21 protein-coding genes are annotated in these 16,909 nt (G+C 71.8%); 8 read left to right on the top strand and 13 right to left on the bottom strand.

What is annotated here, in order from left to right; genetic code table 11:
* The 4 genes from ACESL7_RS04295 to ACESL7_RS04310 all read left to right on the top strand — a co-directional run.
* Positions 1-505: TCP-1/cpn60 chaperonin family protein (locus tag ACESL7_RS04295; RefSeq protein ID WP_372891787.1), on the top strand; the 505-nt coding region annotated here is incomplete at its 5' end.
* Positions 506-642: 137 nt separating this feature from the next.
* A complete protein-coding gene (locus ACESL7_RS04300; protein ID WP_372891789.1) occupies positions 643-1,764 on the top strand; it encodes a DUF8173 domain-containing protein in 1,122 nt (373 codons plus the stop codon).
* Positions 1,765-1,808: 44 nt separating this feature from the next.
* On the top strand, positions 1,809-2,540 hold the full coding sequence (locus tag ACESL7_RS04305) for an esterase/lipase family protein (protein WP_372891791.1): 732 nt from the start codon (positions 1,809-1,811) through the stop codon (positions 2,538-2,540).
* Positions 2,537-3,673 carry an alpha-D-ribose 1-methylphosphonate 5-triphosphate diphosphatase gene (locus tag ACESL7_RS04310; protein WP_372891793.1) on the top strand — a complete coding sequence of 379 codons (1,137 nt, stop codon included), beginning with the start codon at positions 2,537-2,539 and terminating at the stop codon, positions 3,671-3,673. The genes ACESL7_RS04305 and ACESL7_RS04310 overlap by 4 nt, the downstream gene beginning before the upstream one ends.
* Positions 3,674-3,686: 13 nt before the next feature.
* Here ACESL7_RS04310 and ACESL7_RS04315 read toward each other — a convergent pair whose 3' ends face one another.
* From ACESL7_RS04315 to ACESL7_RS04325, 3 genes are all read right to left on the bottom strand, one after another.
* Positions 3,687-4,769 carry a 5-(carboxyamino)imidazole ribonucleotide synthase gene (locus ACESL7_RS04315; RefSeq protein ID WP_372891795.1) on the bottom strand — a complete coding sequence of 361 codons (1,083 nt, stop codon included), beginning with the start codon at positions 4,767-4,769 and terminating at the stop codon, positions 3,687-3,689.
* The gene (gene purE, locus ACESL7_RS04320) at positions 4,762-5,250 is read right to left on the bottom strand and encodes a 5-(carboxyamino)imidazole ribonucleotide mutase (RefSeq protein WP_372891797.1); all 489 of its coding nucleotides are present in this window, start codon (positions 5,248-5,250) and stop codon (positions 4,762-4,764) included. The genes ACESL7_RS04315 and purE overlap by 8 nt, the downstream gene beginning before the upstream one ends.
* Before the next feature lie 80 nt (positions 5,251-5,330).
* Complete coding sequence (locus ACESL7_RS04325; protein ID WP_372891799.1) at positions 5,331-5,555, bottom strand: YdcH family protein; 225 nt, start codon at positions 5,553-5,555, stop codon at positions 5,331-5,333.
* Between the two features lie 155 nt (positions 5,556-5,710).
* On the opposite strand from ACESL7_RS04325, the gene ACESL7_RS04330 reads away from it, so the two are divergent.
* Together ACESL7_RS04330 and ACESL7_RS04335 are read left to right on the top strand one after the other, a co-directional pair.
* Positions 5,711-6,136 carry an Hsp20 family protein gene (locus ACESL7_RS04330; RefSeq protein WP_372891801.1) on the top strand — a complete coding sequence of 142 codons (426 nt, stop codon included), beginning with the start codon at positions 5,711-5,713 and terminating at the stop codon, positions 6,134-6,136.
* Positions 6,133-6,360 (top strand): DUF1150 family protein, encoded by a 228-nt coding sequence (locus ACESL7_RS04335; protein WP_372891802.1) that lies wholly within the window; start codon positions 6,133-6,135, stop codon positions 6,358-6,360. The genes ACESL7_RS04330 and ACESL7_RS04335 overlap by 4 nt, the downstream gene beginning before the upstream one ends.
* Before the next feature lie 16 nt (positions 6,361-6,376).
* Here the strand turns inward: ACESL7_RS04335 and ACESL7_RS04340 are convergent, their stop codons facing one another.
* The 3 genes from ACESL7_RS04340 to trxB form a co-directional block, all read right to left on the bottom strand.
* Positions 6,377-7,072, bottom strand: coding sequence for a glycosyltransferase family 2 protein (locus ACESL7_RS04340; RefSeq protein ID WP_372891804.1), 696 nt, complete (start codon positions 7,070-7,072; stop codon positions 6,377-6,379).
* Positions 7,073-7,077: 5 nt separating this feature from the next.
* Positions 7,078-8,781 carry a bifunctional sulfate adenylyltransferase/adenylylsulfate kinase gene (locus ACESL7_RS04345; protein WP_372891806.1) on the bottom strand — a complete coding sequence of 568 codons (1,704 nt, stop codon included), beginning with the start codon at positions 8,779-8,781 and terminating at the stop codon, positions 7,078-7,080.
* A 129-nt stretch (positions 8,782-8,910) separates the two neighbouring features.
* Positions 8,911-9,879 (bottom strand): thioredoxin-disulfide reductase, encoded by a 969-nt coding sequence (gene trxB, locus ACESL7_RS04350; RefSeq protein WP_372891808.1) that lies wholly within the window; start codon positions 9,877-9,879, stop codon positions 8,911-8,913.
* A gap of 174 nt (positions 9,880-10,053) precedes the next feature.
* Here trxB and ACESL7_RS04355 point away from each other — a divergent pair, with 174 nt between their 5' ends.
* A complete protein-coding gene (locus ACESL7_RS04355) occupies positions 10,054-10,554 on the top strand; it encodes an Lrp/AsnC family transcriptional regulator (RefSeq protein WP_372891810.1) in 501 nt (166 codons plus the stop codon).
* A 3-nt stretch (positions 10,555-10,557) separates the two neighbouring features.
* Here the strand turns inward: ACESL7_RS04355 and ACESL7_RS04360 are convergent, their stop codons facing one another.
* The 4 genes from ACESL7_RS04360 to lgt all read right to left on the bottom strand — a co-directional run bounded on the left by ACESL7_RS04360 (position 10,558) and on the right by lgt (position 14,486).
* Complete coding sequence (locus ACESL7_RS04360) at positions 10,558-11,127, bottom strand: Hint domain-containing protein (RefSeq protein WP_372891812.1); 570 nt, start codon at positions 11,125-11,127, stop codon at positions 10,558-10,560.
* A 640-nt stretch (positions 11,128-11,767) separates the two neighbouring features.
* On the bottom strand, positions 11,768-12,523 hold the full coding sequence (gene pgeF, locus ACESL7_RS04365) for a peptidoglycan editing factor PgeF (RefSeq protein ID WP_372891814.1): 756 nt from the start codon (positions 12,521-12,523) through the stop codon (positions 11,768-11,770).
* On the bottom strand, positions 12,520-13,587 hold the full coding sequence (locus tag ACESL7_RS04370) for a class I SAM-dependent methyltransferase (RefSeq protein WP_372891816.1): 1,068 nt from the start codon (positions 13,585-13,587) through the stop codon (positions 12,520-12,522). The genes pgeF and ACESL7_RS04370 overlap by 4 nt, the downstream gene beginning before the upstream one ends.
* Complete coding sequence (gene lgt / locus ACESL7_RS04375; protein WP_372891818.1) at positions 13,584-14,486, bottom strand: prolipoprotein diacylglyceryl transferase; 903 nt, start codon at positions 14,484-14,486, stop codon at positions 13,584-13,586. The genes ACESL7_RS04370 and lgt overlap by 4 nt, the downstream gene beginning before the upstream one ends.
* Positions 14,487-14,637: 151 nt before the next feature.
* Here lgt and ACESL7_RS04380 point away from each other — a divergent pair, with 151 nt between their 5' ends.
* A complete protein-coding gene (locus tag ACESL7_RS04380; protein ID WP_372891820.1) occupies positions 14,638-14,886 on the top strand; it encodes an accessory factor UbiK family protein in 249 nt (82 codons plus the stop codon).
* Positions 14,887-14,889: 3 nt separating this feature from the next.
* On the opposite strand, the gene ACESL7_RS04385 is transcribed toward ACESL7_RS04380, so the two are convergent.
* From ACESL7_RS04385 to hisF, 3 genes are all read right to left on the bottom strand, one after another.
* A complete protein-coding gene (locus tag ACESL7_RS04385) occupies positions 14,890-15,498 on the bottom strand; it encodes a flavin reductase family protein (protein ID WP_372891822.1) in 609 nt (202 codons plus the stop codon).
* 221 nt (positions 15,499-15,719) lie between these two features.
* Positions 15,720-16,034, bottom strand: a complete 315-nt coding sequence (locus ACESL7_RS04390; protein WP_372891824.1) for a phosphoribosyl-ATP diphosphatase — start codon at positions 16,032-16,034, stop codon at positions 15,720-15,722.
* Complete coding sequence (gene hisF, locus ACESL7_RS04395; protein ID WP_372891826.1) at positions 16,031-16,792, bottom strand: imidazole glycerol phosphate synthase subunit HisF; 762 nt, start codon at positions 16,790-16,792, stop codon at positions 16,031-16,033. Before hisF ends, ACESL7_RS04390 begins: the two co-directional genes overlap by 4 nt.
* Positions 16,793-16,909 lie beyond the last annotated feature (117 nt).

Below are 16,909 nucleotides of genomic sequence, written 5' to 3' on the forward strand. Positions count from 1 at the left end.
CGGCATGACCGAGGTCGAGGTCAAGGAGCGCAAGGACCGCGTCGACGACGCGCTCAATGCGACCCGGGCCGCGGTGCAGGAAGGCATCGTCGTCGGCGGTGGCGTCAGCCTCGTGCAGGGCGCCAAGGCGCTCGAGGGCTTCACCGGCGCCAACCCCGATCAGAACGCCGGCGTCACGATCGTGCGCAAGGCGCTCGAGGCGCCGCTGCGCCAGATCGCCGAGAACGCGGGCGTCGACGGCTCGGTCGTCGCGGGCAAGATCCGCGAGTCCGACGATCTGAAGTTCGGCTACAACGCGCAGGCCGACGAATACGGCGACATGTTCAAGTTCGGCGTGATCGACCCGGCCAAGGTGGTGCGCACCGCGCTGGAGGACGCTGCCTCCATCGCCGGCCTGCTCATCACGACCGAGGCGATGGTCGCCGACAAGCCGCAGAAGGAAGGTGCCGGCGGCGGTGCCGGCGGCGGCATGCCCGACATGGGCGGCATGGGCGGCATGATGTAAGCCACGCCCGGGCCGAAAGCTCCGCGGGGGTCGCAGCGATGCGGCCCCCGTTTTCGTGTGCGCGGTTGATTCCGGGCAAGGTGCGCGCCCCCGACCGCGCCTAGGATCGCGCGTGTCGGGACGAGGGAGTGCATGTCATGATTCGCTTGCTGAGCGCCGTGGTGTCGCTCGCGCTCGCCGGTGCCGCGGGCGCACAAGGAGAGGAGACCTCAGAGACGCGCATCGGCGCCGACCGTTACATCGCCGGGCAGAGCGTCCGCCACGCGGGTGAGGGGACGGACGACCTCTTCGCCTTGGGGGAGCGGGTCGAGAGCCGGGCGCCGGTGGGCGGCGACGCGGTGATCGCGGGCCGCTGGCTCACCGTCGCGGCGCCGGTGGGCGGCGACGTCTATGCCGCCGGCTTCGAGATCGCGCTCGACGCGCCGGTCTCGGGGGACGCGACGCTCTTCGGCTACCGGATCAGCACGGGCGAGATCGGCGCCGACCTGCGCGCCTCCGGGTCCGAGGTCGAGATCGGCGGCCCCGTCGCAGGGCACGCCGCCGTCGCGGCCGAGCGGGTGCGCATCGACGCCCCGATCACCGGCGAGGTCCACCTCGCCGCGCGGTCGGTGTCCTTCGGCGACGCGGCCGAGATCGGCGGGCCGCTCGTGATCTACGAAGCGCGCGAGGGCGCGATCGAGATCCCCGAGGGCATCGTCGCCGACGAGCGCATCACCCGCCGCGAGATGGAGGACTGGGACGGCATCGAGGAGCTTGCGCCGGTGAATGCCGGGCACGTCCTCGGAAGCTTCATCGCCGTGGTGGTCGGGCTCACGGCGCTCGCCACGCTCGTCGCCGCGCTGATCCCCGAGGCGCTCGCCGCGATGCGCCGCCGCCTGCTCGACGCGCCCTTCGGCACGCTCTGGATCGGCTTCCTGACGCAATCGGTGATCGCGGGCGCGATGGTTATCCTCGCGCTGACGGTGATCGGTCTTCTCGCGATCCCGGCCGTCGCGCTGCTCTCCATGGTGGCGGCCGTCTCGGGCTACGTGGTGGGGGTCTATGCCTTCGGCGTCGGCCTCTTCATCGCCGTCGGACGGCCGGAGCCCGTCACCATCGGCGAGAAGGCGCTGCGCGCAGGCCTCGGCGCACTGGTCGCGGGGGCGATCGGCGTGATCCCCTTGCTCGGCTGGCTTTTCGTGCTGGCGCTCTCGCTTGCCGGGCTGGGCGCGATCGCCGAGCGGCTGTTCCGTCCGCGCTTTCTCGGGCGGGCGGGCTGACGCCGCCCCTTCTGCGCCGCGGCATGAGGGGTTATGTCCCTCCCATGCTGCGGCGCATTGCCCTCGCCTGTCTTCTCTTCTTTCCCGCGCTTTCCGCGCGGGCCGAGTGCGTCGTGCTGCTGCACGGGCTCGCGCGGACGGAGGATTCCTTCTTGCTGATGGAGACGGTGCTGGAGGCCGCGGGCCACCGCGTCGTCGCGCCCGGCTACGCCTCCACCGCCGCCCCGGTCGAGGATCTGGTGGGCGCGGTGCTGCCGCGCGCGGTGGCGCGGTGCGGGGACGCGCACCCCCATTTCGTCACCCATTCCATGGGCGGCATCCTGCTGCGCGTCTGGGCGGAGCGCCATCCGCTGCCGGAGGGGAGCCGCGCGGTGATGCTCGCGCCGCCGAACCAGGGCAGTCCGCTGGTGGACGAACTCGGCGGCTGGGAGCTTTTCCGGTGGCTCCACGGTCCCGCGGGCGTGCAGCTCGGCACCGACGACCTGCCCGCGCGGCTGCCGCCCGTGCGCTTCGAACTCGGCGTGATCGCGGGCGACCGCTCGCTCAACCCGGTCTTCTCGGCGATGATCCCGGGGTCCGACGACGGCAAGGTGGGGGTCGCGGCCACGCGGGTCGAGGGCATGGACGACCACATCGTGCTGCCGGTCACGCATACCTTCATGATGAACAACCCGCTGGTGATCGCGCAGGTGCTGACCTTCCTCGACACCGGGCGTTTCGACCCGGAGATGAGCTTCGCCGACGCGCTGCGCCGGCTGCCGGGCCTCGGCTCGTGAGGCCGCTGCACCTGACCGGGGCGGAGGTGCTCCGCGACGGCCGCGTCGCGCCGGGCGAGATCGCGGTGGCGGACGGCCGGCTGCTCGACACGCCGCGGGCGGACGCGCGGCGCGTCGACCTCTCGGGCTTCCGCGTGCTGCCGGGGATCGTGGACGCCCACGGCGACGGCTTCGAGCGTCACCTCGCGCCGCGCCGCGGCGCGCTCGCCGACCTCGGCGCGGGGCTCGCGGCGGCGGAAGCCGAGCTCGCCGCGAACGGCATCACCACCGCGGTGCTCGCGCAGTTCTGGAGCTGGGAAGGGGGCATGCGCAGCCCCGAGTTCGCGCGCCGCGTGCTCGCCGCGCTCGATGCCTTCGACGCGGGCGGCACCGACCTGCGCCCGCAACTCCGCCTCGAGACGCATATGCTCGATGATTATGCCGCCGTCGAAGAGACGGTCGCGGCGCATGGCGTGGGCTACGTCGTCTTCAACGACCACCTGCCGCACGCCCGTCTCGCCGAAGGGCTGAGGCCCCCGCGCCTCACCGGGCAGGCGCTGAAGTCGGGCCGCAGCCCCGAGGCGCATCTGGCGCTCATGCAGCGCCTCCACGCCCGCGGGCCGGAGGTGCCTGCCGCGCTCGATGCGCTCGCCGCGCGGCTCGCGGCAGAGGGCGTCACCCTGGGCAGCCATGATGACCGGACGGCCGCCGACTGCGCCGCCTGGCGCGCGCGCGGCGTCACGGTCGCGGAGTTCCCCGAGACGCGGGAGGCGGCCGAGGCGGCGGCGGCCGCGGGCGACCCGGTGGTGATGGGCGCGCCCAACGTGGTGCGCGGCGGCTCGCACGACGGCAAGGTCGCGGCGGAGGCGCTCGTCGCCGAGGGGCTGGTGACGGCGCTCGCCTCCGACTACCACTTCCCGGCGCTCCCGCAGGCTGCGCTCCGGCTCGCGCTGCGGATCGGCCTGCCGGCTGCATGGGCGGCGATCTCGGAGCGGCCGGCTTCGATGCTGGGTCTCGACGACCGCGGCCGCCTCGCGCCGGGGCTGCGGGCCGATTTCGTCGTCACCGACGCGGAGGGGCGGATCGGCGCGACCTTCGCCGCCGGCGTGCCGCGCTACATGGCCGGTGCGGTGGCGGCGCGCTTCCTCGCCTGAGGGGCGCCGCGCCTCAGGACCGGCGCGCGGGGCCCGTCACGCGGTTGACGTGGCCCATCTTGCGCCCCGGCCGCGCCTCGCCCTTGCCGTAGAGGTGAAGCGCCGCGTCGGGCTCGCGCGCGAGCGCGGGGACGCGCGCCACCTCGTCGCCGATCAGGTTTTCCATCACCACGTCGGAATGGCGCGATCCGTCGCCGAGCGGCCAGCCGGCGATGGCGCGGACGTGCTGCTCGAACTGGTCCACCGCGCAGCCTGCCTGTGTCCAGTGGCCGGAGTTGTGCACCCGCGGCGCGAATTCGTTGACGAGCAGGCCCTCGGGCGTGACGAAAATCTCCACGCCGATCACGCCGACGTAGCGCAGCCGGTCGAGGATCCGCCCGGCGAGGAGCGCGGCGTCGGTGCGCTGCGCCGCCGAGAGCCGTGCGGGCACCGTGGTCGTGCGCAGGATGCCGTCGCGGTGCACGTTCTCGCCGGGGTCATAGGCCACCGTCTCGCCCGTCAGCCCCCGCGCGGCGATGACCGAGACCTCGTGCGAGAACTCCACCCGCCGCTCGAGGATCGCGGGCGCGCCCTGCATGGCGGCGAGCGCGGCTTCCGCGTCCTCGGGCCGGTCGATGCGCGCCTGCCCCTTGCCGTCGTAGCCGAGCCGCCGCGTCTTGAGGATCGCGGGCAGGCCCACCTCTGCCATCGCCTCGGCGAGGTCGGGCGCGTCGTCCACCGCGGCGAACTCGGCGGTGGCGAGGCCCAGATCGCGCAGGAACGCCTTTTCCACCAGCCGGTCCTGGCTGACCGCGAGGGCGCGGCGCGCAGGGTACACCGGTGCCTCCGCCGTGACCGCGTCGAGGGCCGCCTCGGGGACGTTCTCGAACTCGTAGGTGACGACGGCGCAGCCGGCCGCAAAGGCCCGGAGCGCCGCGGCGTCGTCCCATCCCGCGGTCGTCACGGCATGCGCCAGATCGCCCGCCGGCGGCGCCGGCGCCGGGTCGTAGACGTGGGTGCGATAGCCCAGCCGCCCGGCCGCGACCGACAGCATCCGCCCGAGCTGTCCGCCGCCCAGCAGACCGATGACCGAGCCCTGCGGGAGCGGATCACTCATCCTGCGGGGCCTCCGGGATCGACGCGGAGAGATCGGCGCGCCAGCGCTCGAGCCGCCCGGCAAGGTCGGGATCGGAGAGCGCGAGGATCTGCGCCGCCATGAGCCCCGCGTTCACCGCGCCGGCCGCACCGATGGCCATGGTGGCCACCGGAAAGCCGCGCGGCATCTGCACGATGGAATAGAGGCTGTCGAGCCCGCCGAGCGCGCGCGTCTCCACCGGCACGCCGATCACCGGCAGCCGCGTCTTGGAGGCCATCATGCCCGGCAGATGCGCCGCGCCGCCCGCGCCCGCGACGATGACCCGGAGCCCGCGCCCGGCGGCCTCCTGTCCGTAGCGCCAGAGGCGGTCGGGCGTGCGGTGCGCCGAGACGATGCGCGCCTCGTGCGCCACGTCCAGCGCGTCGAGCGTCTCCGCCGCGCCGCGCAGGGTGGGCCAGTCCGACTGGCTGCCCATGATGATGCCGACCGATGGCTGCCCCATGCGCTCCTCCGCGTGTCTCGGCGTGCCCTACAGGATCGGGCGCGGCGGGCGCAACGCCCCGCGCTCAGGCGATCCTCTGCTCAGGCGATGATGTCGGGATAGAGCAGATCCTCGATGTAGGCGATGCGGTCCTTGAGCTGCAGCTTCTTCTTCTTGAGCCGCTGCAGCGTCAGCCGGTCGGCCGTTCCGCGGCCCTGGAGCGCGGCGATCGCCTCGTCGAGGTCGCGGTGCTCGGCCCGGTAGACCTCGAGCTCGTGGCGGAGCACCTCCTCGGATTTCATCGAGAGATCGAGCGGGATGTTCATCGCGCGCCTTCCTTTGGGGTGCGCGCAGTCTAGCGCAGCCAGCGCGCCCGGCAAAGACCTTGCGCGGGGGGCGGGGCCTGCCCATATTTCCCGTGCGCCCGGTCGCCGCAACGGGGCCGGCGCGCAAGACGGTCGCTTGTGCAAAGGACATGTCGATGAGCAAGATGGGTCTGGGGGCCTACCCCCACATGCTGGGCTTCGATCAGCTGGAACGGCTGCTCGAACGCACGGCGAAATCCGGCAACGACGGGTATCCCCCCTACAACATCGAGCAGACGTCGGACTGTTCGTGGCGCATCACGCTGGCGGTGGCCGGCTTCTCGGAACGCGATCTCTCGATCACCGTCGAGGACCGACAGCTCGTCGTGCGCGGTCGCCAGGCCGAGGAGGACGAGGCCGAGCGCGTGTTCCTGCACCGCGGAATCGCGGCGCGGCAGTTCCAGCGCAGCTTCGTGCTCGCCGATGGCGTCGAGGTGGGCGAGGCCATGATGGAGAACGGCCTGCTGCACATAGACCTCGCGCGGCAGCGGCCCGAAAGCGTCGTGCAGACGATCAGCATCAGGAAAGGGGGAGCGCAATGAACACCCGATTCGATTTCGGCGACGCGGACGAGGCGCAGATCGTCTATGTCCGCCCCGTGAAAGTCGCGGAACTGCCCGAGGAGCTGCGCGAGCAGGCCGAGGGCATCGACACGCTCTACGCGGTGCACAGCGCCGAGGGCGAGCGCCTCGCGCTTGTGCGTGACCGCAACCTCGCCTTCGTGCTGGCGCGGCAGAACGACCTTGCGCCGGTGACGGTGCACTGAACGCGGGCCGTCGCGGTCAGCGCGGCGGCCAGACACCGAAGCGGCGATGAACCGCCGCGGCGGCGGCGAAATTGGCCTCCGCGCGGGTGAGCCCGCCGACGCAGCTTCTTTGCAGCTCCGGCCCCGGCAGCACGCGCGCTGTGCAGGCCGCGCGCGCCGCCGGGCGCAGGAGGATCGGCAGGCCCTCGGCCGCGAACACGCCCGAGAGCCAGACGTCGTCCACCGCCCAGGCCTCGGGCGGGATGTCCTCCGCCAAGGGCGGCAGCATCCCGGGGCGGATGGCGACACCTGCGAAGCCCATGGCCACGTCGGTCTCGCCGTCCGGGGGCCGGTCGGGCCGGCGCCGCAGCGCCTCTGCCGAGAACCCCGCGCCGGCGCGCACCGCCGTCTCCGGCCCCTCCGTCAGCGCGGCGAGCCAGCCGGGCCCGTAGATCCAGTCGTCGTCGCAGTAGACCAGCACCGCCTCCGTCCCGGCGAGCGCCCGCGCGGGCGCGAGCGCCTTGGTCGCGGGGCCGAGATCCTCGTCGCTCCAGAGCAGCTCGACACCGGCGGGCAGGGTGGGCGGCGTGACCGGACCGGGAAACCGGCGGTAGCGCCGCGGCAGGCAGAGAAGCACCCGATCGGGCCGCGGCCGCTGGCCGAGGATCGACGCGAGCGTCGGTCGCAAATGCGGCAGCCGCGGCGGAATCGAGGTCAGCGCGACGACGCGCACCCGGTTCAGCCGGCGATCAGGCCCATGCTCTCGAGCTTCAGCAGCACCTGGTGGGCGCAGTTGTCCACGTCCTGCCCCTCGGTATCGACGCGAAGCTCCGGGGTCTCCGGCTCGTCGTAGGGATCGGAGATGCCGGTGAACTCCTTGATCTTGCCCTCGCGCGCCATCTTGTAGAGACCCTTGCGGTCGCGGCGCTCGCATTCCTCGAGGCTGGTGGCGACATGCACCTCGACGAAGGCGCCGTAGTGCTCGATCATCTCGCGCACGGTGCGGCGCGTCGTGGCATAGGGCGCGATGGGCGCGCAGATGGCGATGCCGCCGTTCTTGGTGATCTCCGAGGCGACGAAACCGATCCGCTGGATGTTGAGATCGCGGTGCGTCTTCGAGAAACCGAGCTCCGAGGAGAGATGCTTGCGCACCACGTCCCCGTCGAGCAGCGTCACCGGCCGGTCGCCCATTTCCATCAGCTTGATGAGGAGCGCGTTGGCGATGGTGGACTTGCCCGAGCCCGACAGCCCCGTGAAGAACACGGTGAAGCCCTGCTGCGCGCGCGGCGGATAGCGCCGGCGCAGTTCCGCCACCACCTCGGGGAAGGAAAACCACTCCGGCACCTCGAGCCCTTCGCGCAGGCGGCGGCGGAGTTCGGTGCCCGAGATGTTGAGGACGGTCGCGCCCTCCTCGATCTCGTCGGCGGCCTCGTATTGCGCGCGCTCCTGCACGTAGACCATGTGCTTGAAATCGACCATTTCGATGCCGATCTCGTCCTGGTGCGCGCGGAAGAGCTCCTGCGCGTCGTAGGGACCGTAGAAATCCTCGCCCGCGCTGTTCTTGCCGGGGCCGGCATGGTCGCGGCCGACGATGAAGTGGGTGCAGCCGTGGTTGCGCCGGATGAGCCCGTGCCAGACCGCCTCGCGCGGGCCGGCCATCCGCATCGCGAGATTCAGCAGCGACATGGTCGTCGTCGCGGCCGGGTACTTGTCCATCACGGCCTGGTAGCAGCGCACGCGCGTGAAATGGTCCACGTCGCCGGGCTTCGTCATGCCGACGACGGGATGGATCAGAAGATTCGCCTGCGCCTCGCGCGCGGCGCGGAAGGTGAGCTCCTGGTGCGCGCGGTGGAGCGGGTTGCGCGTCTGGAAGGCGACGACCCGGCGCCAGCCGAGCTTGCGGAAGCGCGCGCGCAGCTCGTTCGGCGTGTCCCGCCGGGCCTTGAAGTCGTAATGCACAGGCGGCTGGATCCCCACCACCGGCCCGCCGAGATAGACCCGGCCGGCCGTGGTGTGCAGGTAGTTCACCGCCGGATGCGCGGAGTCGTCCGCGCCGAACACCTTTTCCGCCTCGCGGGCCTTGTCCGGCACCCATTTGTCGCTGACCGTCATCGTGGCGAGGATCACGCCCTCCTGGTCGCGCAGCGCGATGTCCTGTCCGACCTCGACCTTTTCCGCGAAATCCTCGGAGACGTCGAGTGTGACCGGCATCGGCCAGAGCGTGCCGTCGGCGAGCCGCATTCCCTCGACGACGGAGTGGTAATCCGCCTCCGACAGGAAGCCTTTCAGCGGGTGAAAGCCGCCGTTCATCAGAAGTTCCAGATCGCAGATCTGGCGCGGGGTGAGATCCCAGCTTACGAGATCCGCGGCCTCGGCCTTCAGCTTCTGGGCGCTTTCCGACGAGACGTAGAGTTCGGGCAGGGGGGCGAGGTTTTCGGTCATGACAAGGCTTTCAGTGCGCGGCGGCCGCCGGACGTAAATCGGATGCGCACCCATTGTATCGACCGTTGACCGGATGCAAGGGTGTCCTCCCCGGGTGTTGCCGGCCGGTCACGGCCGGCGCCCGTGGGCTCACTCGGCGGCCTGCGCGCCCTCCGCGACGCCGAGCTCGGCGAGGAACTTCTCCGCGTCCAGCGCGGCCATGCAGCCCATGCCGGCGCTCGTCACCGCCTGACGGTAGACGTGATCGGTAATGTCGCCCGCGGCGAAGACGCCCGGCACCGAGGTGCGCGTGGTGCCCGGCTCGACCTTGACGTAGCCGCCGTGATGCGTCTCGAGCCGGTCCTTGACGAGTTCGTTGGCCGGTGCGTGTCCGATCGCGATGAAAACGCCCTTGCAGGCGATCTCGCTCACCGCGCCGGTGCGCACGTCCTTGACGCGCACGCCCTCGACGCCGAGCGGATCCTCGGTGCCCACCACCTCGTCGAGGGCGTGGAACCAGAGCGTCTCGATCTTCGGGTTGTTGAACAGGCGGTCCTGCAACACCTTCTCGGCGCGCAACTCGTCGCGGCGGTGGATCAGCGTGACCTTCGAGGCGAAATTGGTCAGGAACAGCGCCTCCTCGACGGCGGTGTTTCCGCCGCCCACCACGACGATCTCCTGCCCGCGGTAGAAGAAGCCGTCGCAGGTCGCGCAGGCCGAAACGCCGAACCCCTTGAACTTCTCCTCCGAGGGCAGGCCGAGCCACTTCGCCCGCGCCCCGGTGGCGAGGATCACGGCGTCGGCGGTGTAGGTGGTGCCGCTGTCGCCCGTGGCCGTGAACGGCCGGGCGTCGAGGTCGAGCGCGGTGATGATGTCGCTCTCGATCGTGCAGCCCACCGCGCGCGCATGCGCTTCCATCCGCACCATCAGGTCGGGGCCCTGCACCTCGGTGTCGCCGGGCCAGTTCTCGACCTCGGTGGTGGTCGTCAGCTGCCCGCCGGGTTCGATCCCCTGCACGAGGAGCGGCTCGAGCATGGCGCGCGCGGCGTAGACGCCCGCGGTGTAGCCCGCCGGGCCGGAGCCGATGATCAGAAGCCTGGTGTGCCGTGTCTCGCCCATGACGCTCTCCACAATATTCCGGCTCCAGCATATATGCGATGCGCCCCGGCGGAGAAAGGCCCGTGGACGCGGCGTTCCGGCGCGGGCCGGCTTAAGAAAATTGCGCGCGCGTGAAACTTTATTGCGCGCGCCGCGCTCGTTGCTATAAGACCCGCAATCCCAGGGGAGACATGGATGCCGTCGTCGCGCCTCGATCCGATCGACCGGAAGATTCTCGCGGAGCTTCAGGCCGACGGCCGCATGACCAACGTCGAGCTGGCGCGGCGCGTCGGCATCTCGGCGCCGCCCTGCCTGCGGCGCGTCCGCACCCTCGAGGAGCAGGGCTACATCAAGGGGTATCATGCGCGCGTCGACGCGCATGAACTCGGCTTCGAGGTGCAGGTCTTCGTGATGGTCGGCCTCGTCAGCCAGGCCGAGGCCGATCTGGTCGCCTTCGAGGAGCGCTGCCGCGCCTGGCCGCTCGTGCGCGAGTGCCACATGCTCAACGGCGAGGTGGACTTCATCCTGAAGTGCGTCGCGCCCGACCTCTCGACCTTCCAGAGCTTCCTGACGTCGGACCTGACCGCGGCCGAGAACGTGGCCAGCGTCAAGACCTCGCTCGTGATCCGCGCCGCCAAGCAGGAGCCGGGCGTACCCTTCGACGTTCTGGAACACCGGCTGGGCCGCTCGGCCTGAGCCTCAGGCGGCGGTGAGCCGCGCCAGCGTCTCGCCCGACACCCTTGGCCAGCCGAGCGGGCCGAAGCCGGCAAACTCCGTCAGATGCGGAAAAAGCGCGAGGAATCGCGCGCGAAGCTCCGGCTCCAGTATCTCGTCCGCGCGCAGGCCCGGGTGGAAACTCTCCAGCAGGATCCCGCCCGCGTCGAAGACCGTGTGGCGTTCCGTCAGCAGGTGATAGACCTGCACCGGACGCGGCGGCGCGACGGCGATCACGCCCTCGCCGTCGCGGAAATCCCGCAGCGGCGTCAGCACCTCCGACGCGCCGCTGATCTGCCGGAGCGCCGGCTGTGCGTGCAGGCGCCGCGCCCCCGGCCCGGCAAGAAGATCCGCCTCCGGCCGGCCCGGGCCGAAGGCGTCCGGCATCACGCGGGTGAGGGGGGGCGGACCATCTGCGTCGGGCGCGATCTGCATGCCGCCGATCCAGAGGATGGTCGCCGCGCACCCGCCCGGCCCGATCAGCGCATCGCCGGGCATCAGGTCCTCGACCGCGACGGGGCCCGCGGTGGTCCGCACGATCGTGCCCCGCGCCATCGCGCCGGCTGCATCGAGAAACAGGGGATGATCCGGAACGACATGCCGGCGGGTCTCCGTCCCCCCGTCGGCCCGCAGAGAGGCGGCCTCGATGACACGCGCGAGAGAGGTGTCGCGCCGAGGCCGCCTGTCTGGCTGAGCAAACCGGCCAAGATCGGCCAGTCCGGTAAAACATGTGTCCGCGGGCGGGTCGCGGCGGGGCAGCATGGTCATGTGAACACCCGTGAAGGTCGGTCACATCCGCGCCGGCCCCCACCAGCGCCGCAGACGGACAAGTCGATTTTGCCCTTGTCGAGGCTCAGTTAAGCCAGATTTCCACATTGCTGTCAAAGAAATGCGACCATTGTGGTCGATCGGTGGCCGATCGCCACGCAATCGGCGCGATTGTTCGCTGTTTGTTGCGCGGACTGCGCGCGATCCGGGCGGGCGCCTTCGAATCGCCGAATGCTCCGGGGCACGGTGGCGGCTGTGCCGTCCTTGCCGCTGCGCCGGCACGCCAGGTTCAGGCAAGGGGCGCCTCGCCCGCAGGGCCAGCGTCGTCCCGGTGTGCCGGCATCACCTGCACCGCCTGTCTCCTGTCGCAACCGGGGGCAGGGGGAGCGGCTGCCGAATGCGCGCGTGGTATCCGCTGCCGCGCGGCTCAGAGCCGGATCGCCGACAGCAGGCGGCCGTAGTCGGCTTCTCCCGCATGGGTCGCCCGCCGGAAGGAGTAGAAGCGCGCCGGGTCGGCATAGGTGCATTGCCCGATCCATTCGGCGCGTCCGACGCCGGCTTCCCGGAGCCGCGCGAGCCCGTAGCCCGGAAGATCGAACTGCGACCGATCGCCGTGCCCCGGGGCGAAGAAGCGCGCGTTTTCCGGGGCGTCGGCGAGGAAGGTCGCCATGACCTCCGGCCCCACCTCGTAGGCGGACTGGCTGATCGCCGGGCCGATCACGGCGGTGACGCGCCCCGCCTCGGCGCCGAGCTCGGCCATGCGCGCAAGCGTCGCTTCCAGCACGCCGGCGCGCGCGCCGCGCCAGCCGGCGTGCGCCGCGCCGATCACGCCGGCCTCGGGGTCGGCGAAAAGCACCGGCATGCAATCGGCCGTCAGCACACCGAGGGCGAGCCCCGGCGTCGCCGTCGCCATGCCGTCGGCGCGCGGGCGAGTCGCGGGCGGCGTGTCGAGGGCGACCGCCTCGGCCGAGTGGATCTGGTGGAGCGTCACGAGCTGCTCCGGCGCGACGCCGAGCGCCTCGGCCGCCCGCGACCGGTTCAGCGCGACGATCTCCGCCTGGTCGGAGGAGCCGGGGCCGCAGTTCAGCCCTGCGAAGACGCCGGAAGACGCGCCCCCCCGCCGGGAGAAGAACCCGTGGTGCAGCGGCGCGAGCGCGTCGGCGGTGATGACCTCCAGCGTCATGGGTCCACTCCGGGGGGCGGCGGGGCGCCCTCGGGATGAAGGGCGAGACACTTGAAGAGCGTCCCCATCTCTTCCGGGTGCGTCAACCGGCGATGGGCCGTGACGTGGCGCGCGCGCGCTTCACCGGCGAGCCCCTCGGCGAGGCGCTGCGCCCGTGCCGTGATGCCGAGCCGCTCCAGAAAGACGCCCTGCGGCGTGAGGCCCGCGTGCGCGCAGGGCGCAGCCCGCGCGATCGCCTCGAAATCGACATGCGCGGTCAGATCGGCGTCGCCGGGCGCGGCGAAGGGATCGGCATATGCATGCCCCTGCACCGCCTGGAAGGTATCGCCGCGCGACCGCCAGTCGCCGTAGTCGAGGATCAGCGCCGCGCCCCCGTTCCGCGCGATCCGCGCGCCGATCTCGGCGGCGATGCCCGGGGCGGCGGCGCAGACCTCGACCACGTCGCCCGGCGCCGTGTCGGCGAGGCGATCGTCGAGTGCGGGCTGCGGCGCCGGCCCGGCGAGTCCGAGCGTGAGGCGCCCCTCCGAAAGGCCGACGCGCCGTTCCTGCCACATCGCGCCCTCGGCGCGCTGAAACTGCCGGATGGGGAGCGCGTCGAAGAACTCGTTCGCGACCAGAAAGAGCGGACGGTCCGCCGGCAGTCCGCCCACCGCGTCATGCCAGACGACCGCGCGGTCGCCCAGGGTCTCCCGCTGGCGCGCGCGGAGCGCGGGCGAGGCTTCCACCAGGTGGAAGCCGGCCGCGTCGAGAAACCCCGGCACCGCCGCGACCGCCCGCAGCATGTCGGCCATCAGCGTGCCCCGCCCCGGCCCGAGCTCGGCAAGGGTGATCCCTTCGGGCGCGCCCTGATCCAGCCAGGCCTGCCCCAGCGCGAGGCCCAGCATCTCGCCGAACATCTGGCTGATCTCGGGCGCGGTGGTGAAATCGCCCGCCCGGCCCAGCGGGTCGCGCGTCGCGTAGTAACCGTGCTCGGGATGCCAGAGGCACTCGGTCATGTAGTCGGAGAGCGACAGCGGGCCCTCCTGCGCGATCCGGGCTTCGAGACGCTCGCCGAGCGGGGTCATGCGCGCGCCGCGCTGCCTCGGCGCACCGCCCAGAGCGCGAGCGCGAGGCCGCCCGCGAGCATCGGAAGCGACAGGATCTGTCCCATGGTCAGGCCGACGCCGTCCACATGCCACGCGAGGCCGAGTGGATTGCCCTCGGAGACGAACTGCGGGTCGGGCTGGCGCACGAATTCCACGAGAAAGCGGGCGAGGCCGTAGCCGGAGAGAAAGACGCCCGTGACGAGGCCGGGCCGCGCGAAGGCGCCGCGCCGCCAGGCAAGCCAGATCAGAACCGCGCCCAGCGCCACGCCCTCGAGCGCCGCTTCGTAGAGCTGCGAGGGATGGCGCGCGCAGAGTTCGCCCACCGGCTGCCCGCAGGCCTGCGCGAGCCGGCCCGGAAAGATCACGCCCCACGGCAGGTCGGTGGGCCGCCCCCAGAGCTCGGCGTTGATGAAATTGGCGATCCGGCCGAGGAGCAGCCCGGGCGGCGTCGCCAGCGCCATCACGTCGGCCGCGCGCAGCGGCGCGACGCCCGTGCGCCAGCACCAGAGGAGCGCGGCGATCGCCACGCCGAGGAAGCCGCCGTGGAAGGCCATGCCGCCCTGCCAGAGCATCGGGATCTCGGCGGGGTTCGCCAGGTAGTAGTCGGGCCGGTAGAAGAGCACGAAGCCGAGCCGCCCGCCGAGGATCACGCCGAGGATCACCCATGTGAGCAGGTCGTCCACCTGCTCCGCGGTCATCGGCGCCTGCCCGCCGGGCCAGAGCCGCGGGCGGTTCACCGCCATCACGGCGAGGCGCCAGCCGAGCAGGATGCCCACGATATAGGCAAGCGCATACCACCGCAGCGCGAACTGCACGCCGAACACCTCGATCGAGAAAAGCTCGGGGGAGATATCGGGAAAGGGGATCGCGGCCAGCATGACGCCTCAGGTGCCCTGTGTCGCCCGCGCCGTCAAGCGAGGCGCCCCGGCAGGGGCCGCGCGCCGCCGATCGGCCCCGCCGGGCCGCTTCGCCTTGAGCGCAGGCCCTCGGCGGGCCATATGGGCAGGGAAGGTAACACCGGAGAGACAGATGCAGTCCCGCAGCAAGGTTTTCGACGACATGTCGCAGCTCATGACCAACGCCATGGGCGTCGCGCAGGGCGCGCGCGAGGAGGCGCAGACGGCGATGAACTCGATGATCGACCGCTGGCTCGCGGAGCGCGACTTCGTGACGCGCGAAGAGTTCGACGCCGTCCGGGCCATGGCGCAGAAGGCGCGCGAGGAGAACGAGGCGCTGAAGGCGCGCATCGAGGCGCTCGAGGCGAAACTGGCCGAGTGAGCCTCAGCGGTCGTCGGGCCGGGCGAGGGTGAAGACCTCGTCCACCCGCGTGTAGTCGCGATAGCCCATCCGCGCGAGCGGCCTGTAGCGCGTGGCGTCCAGAAGGCCGTTCACCAGCAGATCGTCGCGCAGGTGAACGCCGACGACCTCGCCGAAGACGACGTGGTTCGCCGGGCCGGGCAGACGTTCGATCCGGGTCAGCCGGCACTCGAGCGCGGCCGGCGCGCCCGCGACGCGGGCGCAGTCGATCGCGTCGCAGGGCGTCTCGGCGACCCCGGCATGCGCGAACTCGTCCACCTCCCTTGGCAGGGTCTCGGAACTCGCGTTCATGGCGTCGCGCATCGCGTATTCGACGATATTGACGCAGAAGACGCCGGTGTCGCGGATGTTGGCGACGCTGTCCTTGGCGTCGCCCTGATCCGGCTTCGCCCCCGTCGAGGCGAACATGATCTGTGGCGGCACATAGGCCACGGCATTGAAGAAGGAGTAGGGCGCAAGGTTGTTCAGCCCCTCCCGGTCGCGGCTCGACACCCAGGCGATGGGCCGTGGCGTCACCACGGCGTTGAACGGACTGTGCGGCAGCCCGTGGCCGTCCTCCGGGCGATAGAACATGGCGCGGGACTCCCTCTCGTCGCGGGACGGCCTAACGCGCCGGGCGCCCCGGCGCCACCCGTCGTCCCCTGCGCCCGCGCAGGGCGGCTGTGCGCCGGCCCCGCGCGACGGCCGCTGAAAGGGGCCGTGTCGCCCTCCCGGAGCCTTCGGGCCGGGATGATGGACCGGCGGAGCCGGGGCGGCGCTTGCTGTGCCGGGCCCTGCCGGGCCGCAAGGCCCGGTCACCCCTCGCGCTGCGCCTTCTCGTCGAGGCCCGAGGTGCCGGCGCGGCGGTCGAGTTCGGCGAGCACCTCGTCGAGCGCGATGCCGCGCGCCTGAAGCATCACGAGCAGGTGGTAGAGCACGTCCGCGGCCTCGGCCGTCAGGCGGGCCCGGTCGCCCTTCACCGCCTCGATCACCGCCTCGATGGCTTCCTCGCCGAATTTCTCGGCGCATTTCTCGGGCCCCTTGTCGAGGAGCTTCGCGGTCCAGGAGCTTTCGGCGTCCGCCGCCGCGCGCGCGGCGATCGTGCCGGCCAGCCGGTCCAGCGCGTTCATGCCGGCCTCACGGGGAGGCCGGCCGCGGCCATGTGTGCCTTGGCCTCGGCGATGGAAAAGGTGCCGAAGTGAAAGATGGAGGCCGCGAGCACGGCGCTCGCGCCGCCCTCGGTCACGCCCGCCACGAGGTGATCCAGCGTGCCGACGCCGCCCGAGGCGATGACCGGGATGCCGACCCGGTCGACGACGGCCCGCGTGAGGTCGAGGTCGAAGCCCGCCTTCGTGCCGTCCCGGTCCATCGAGGTCAGCAGGATCTCGCCCGCGCCCTCGCGTTCGACCTGCGCGGCGAACTCCACCGCGTCCACCCCGGTTTCCCGCCGCCCGCCGTGGGTGAAGATCTCCCACTTGCCCGGCCCGACCCGCTTGGCGTCGATGGCCACCACGATGCACTGGCTGCCGAAACGGTCGGCAGCGCGCGCCACCACCGTCGGGTCGGCCACCGCGGCGGAATTGAAGCTCACCTTGTCGGCGCCGGCGAGCAGCAGCGCGCGCACGTCCTCGGCGCTCTTGACGCCGCCGCCCACGGTCAGCGGCATGAAGCAGTGTTCCGCCGTGCGGCGCACCACGTCGAACATGGTGCCCCGGTTCTCGTGGGTGGCGTTGATGTCCAGAAAGCAGAGCTCGTCGGCGCCGGCGGCGTCATAGGCGATCGCGGCCTCCACCGGGTCGCCCGCGTCCACCAGGTCGACGAAGTTCACGCCCTTGACGACGCGGCCGTCGGCCACGTCGAGGCAGGGAACGAGACGGGTCTTGAGCATCGCGGCGTCCTTTTGCTCCCCCTGTGCCACGCCGCCCCGGGCGACGCCAGTCCCTGCGCTTCGGTCCTTCTTCTTGGTCAGAAATATCCCGGGGGAGTCGGCGAAGCCGACGGGGGC

This window comes from Rhodosalinus sp. (assembly GCF_041685465.1).
GTDB lineage: Bacteria > Pseudomonadota > Alphaproteobacteria > Rhodobacterales > Rhodobacteraceae > Rhodosalinus.

What these genes read in the sequence shown, in the direction of transcription:
- ACESL7_RS04300 (WP_372891789.1), top strand. Translation starts at nt 643, where the DNA reads ATGATTCGCTTGCTGAGCGCCGTGGTGTCGCTCGCGCTCGCCGGTGCC.
- ACESL7_RS04305 (WP_372891791.1), top strand. Translation starts at nt 1,809, where the DNA reads ATGCTGCGGCGCATTGCCCTCGCCTGTCTTCTCTTCTTTCCCGCGCTT.
- ACESL7_RS04315 (WP_372891795.1), bottom strand. Translation starts at nt 4,769, where the DNA reads ATGAGTGATCCGCTCCCGCAGGGCTCGGTCATCGGTCTGCTGGGCGGC.
- purE (WP_372891797.1), bottom strand. Translation starts at nt 5,250, where the DNA reads ATGGGGCAGCCATCGGTCGGCATCATCATGGGCAGCCAGTCGGACTGG.
- ACESL7_RS04325 (WP_372891799.1), bottom strand. Translation starts at nt 5,555, where the DNA reads ATGAACATCCCGCTCGATCTCTCGATGAAATCCGAGGAGGTGCTCCGC.
- ACESL7_RS04330 (WP_372891801.1), top strand. Translation starts at nt 5,711, where the DNA reads ATGAGCAAGATGGGTCTGGGGGCCTACCCCCACATGCTGGGCTTCGAT.
- ACESL7_RS04335 (WP_372891802.1), top strand. Translation starts at nt 6,133, where the DNA reads ATGAACACCCGATTCGATTTCGGCGACGCGGACGAGGCGCAGATCGTC.
- ACESL7_RS04345 (WP_372891806.1), bottom strand. Translation starts at nt 8,781, where the DNA reads ATGACCGAAAACCTCGCCCCCCTGCCCGAACTCTACGTCTCGTCGGAA.
- trxB (WP_372891808.1), bottom strand. Translation starts at nt 9,879, where the DNA reads ATGGGCGAGACACGGCACACCAGGCTTCTGATCATCGGCTCCGGCCCG.
- ACESL7_RS04355 (WP_372891810.1), top strand. Translation starts at nt 10,054, where the DNA reads ATGCCGTCGTCGCGCCTCGATCCGATCGACCGGAAGATTCTCGCGGAG.
- ACESL7_RS04360 (WP_372891812.1), bottom strand. Translation starts at nt 11,127, where the DNA reads ATGGCGCGGGGCACGATCGTGCGGACCACCGCGGGCCCCGTCGCGGTC.
- pgeF (WP_372891814.1), bottom strand. Translation starts at nt 12,523, where the DNA reads ATGACGCTGGAGGTCATCACCGCCGACGCGCTCGCGCCGCTGCACCAC.
- ACESL7_RS04370 (WP_372891816.1), bottom strand. Translation starts at nt 13,587, where the DNA reads ATGACCCCGCTCGGCGAGCGTCTCGAAGCCCGGATCGCGCAGGAGGGC.
- lgt (WP_372891818.1), bottom strand. Translation starts at nt 14,486, where the DNA reads ATGCTGGCCGCGATCCCCTTTCCCGATATCTCCCCCGAGCTTTTCTCG.
- ACESL7_RS04380 (WP_372891820.1), top strand. Translation starts at nt 14,638, where the DNA reads ATGCAGTCCCGCAGCAAGGTTTTCGACGACATGTCGCAGCTCATGACC.
- ACESL7_RS04385 (WP_372891822.1), bottom strand. Translation starts at nt 15,498, where the DNA reads ATGTTCTATCGCCCGGAGGACGGCCACGGGCTGCCGCACAGTCCGTTC.
- ACESL7_RS04390 (WP_372891824.1), bottom strand. Translation starts at nt 16,034, where the DNA reads ATGAACGCGCTGGACCGGCTGGCCGGCACGATCGCCGCGCGCGCGGCG.
- hisF (WP_372891826.1), bottom strand. Translation starts at nt 16,792, where the DNA reads ATGCTCAAGACCCGTCTCGTTCCCTGCCTCGACGTGGCCGACGGCCGC.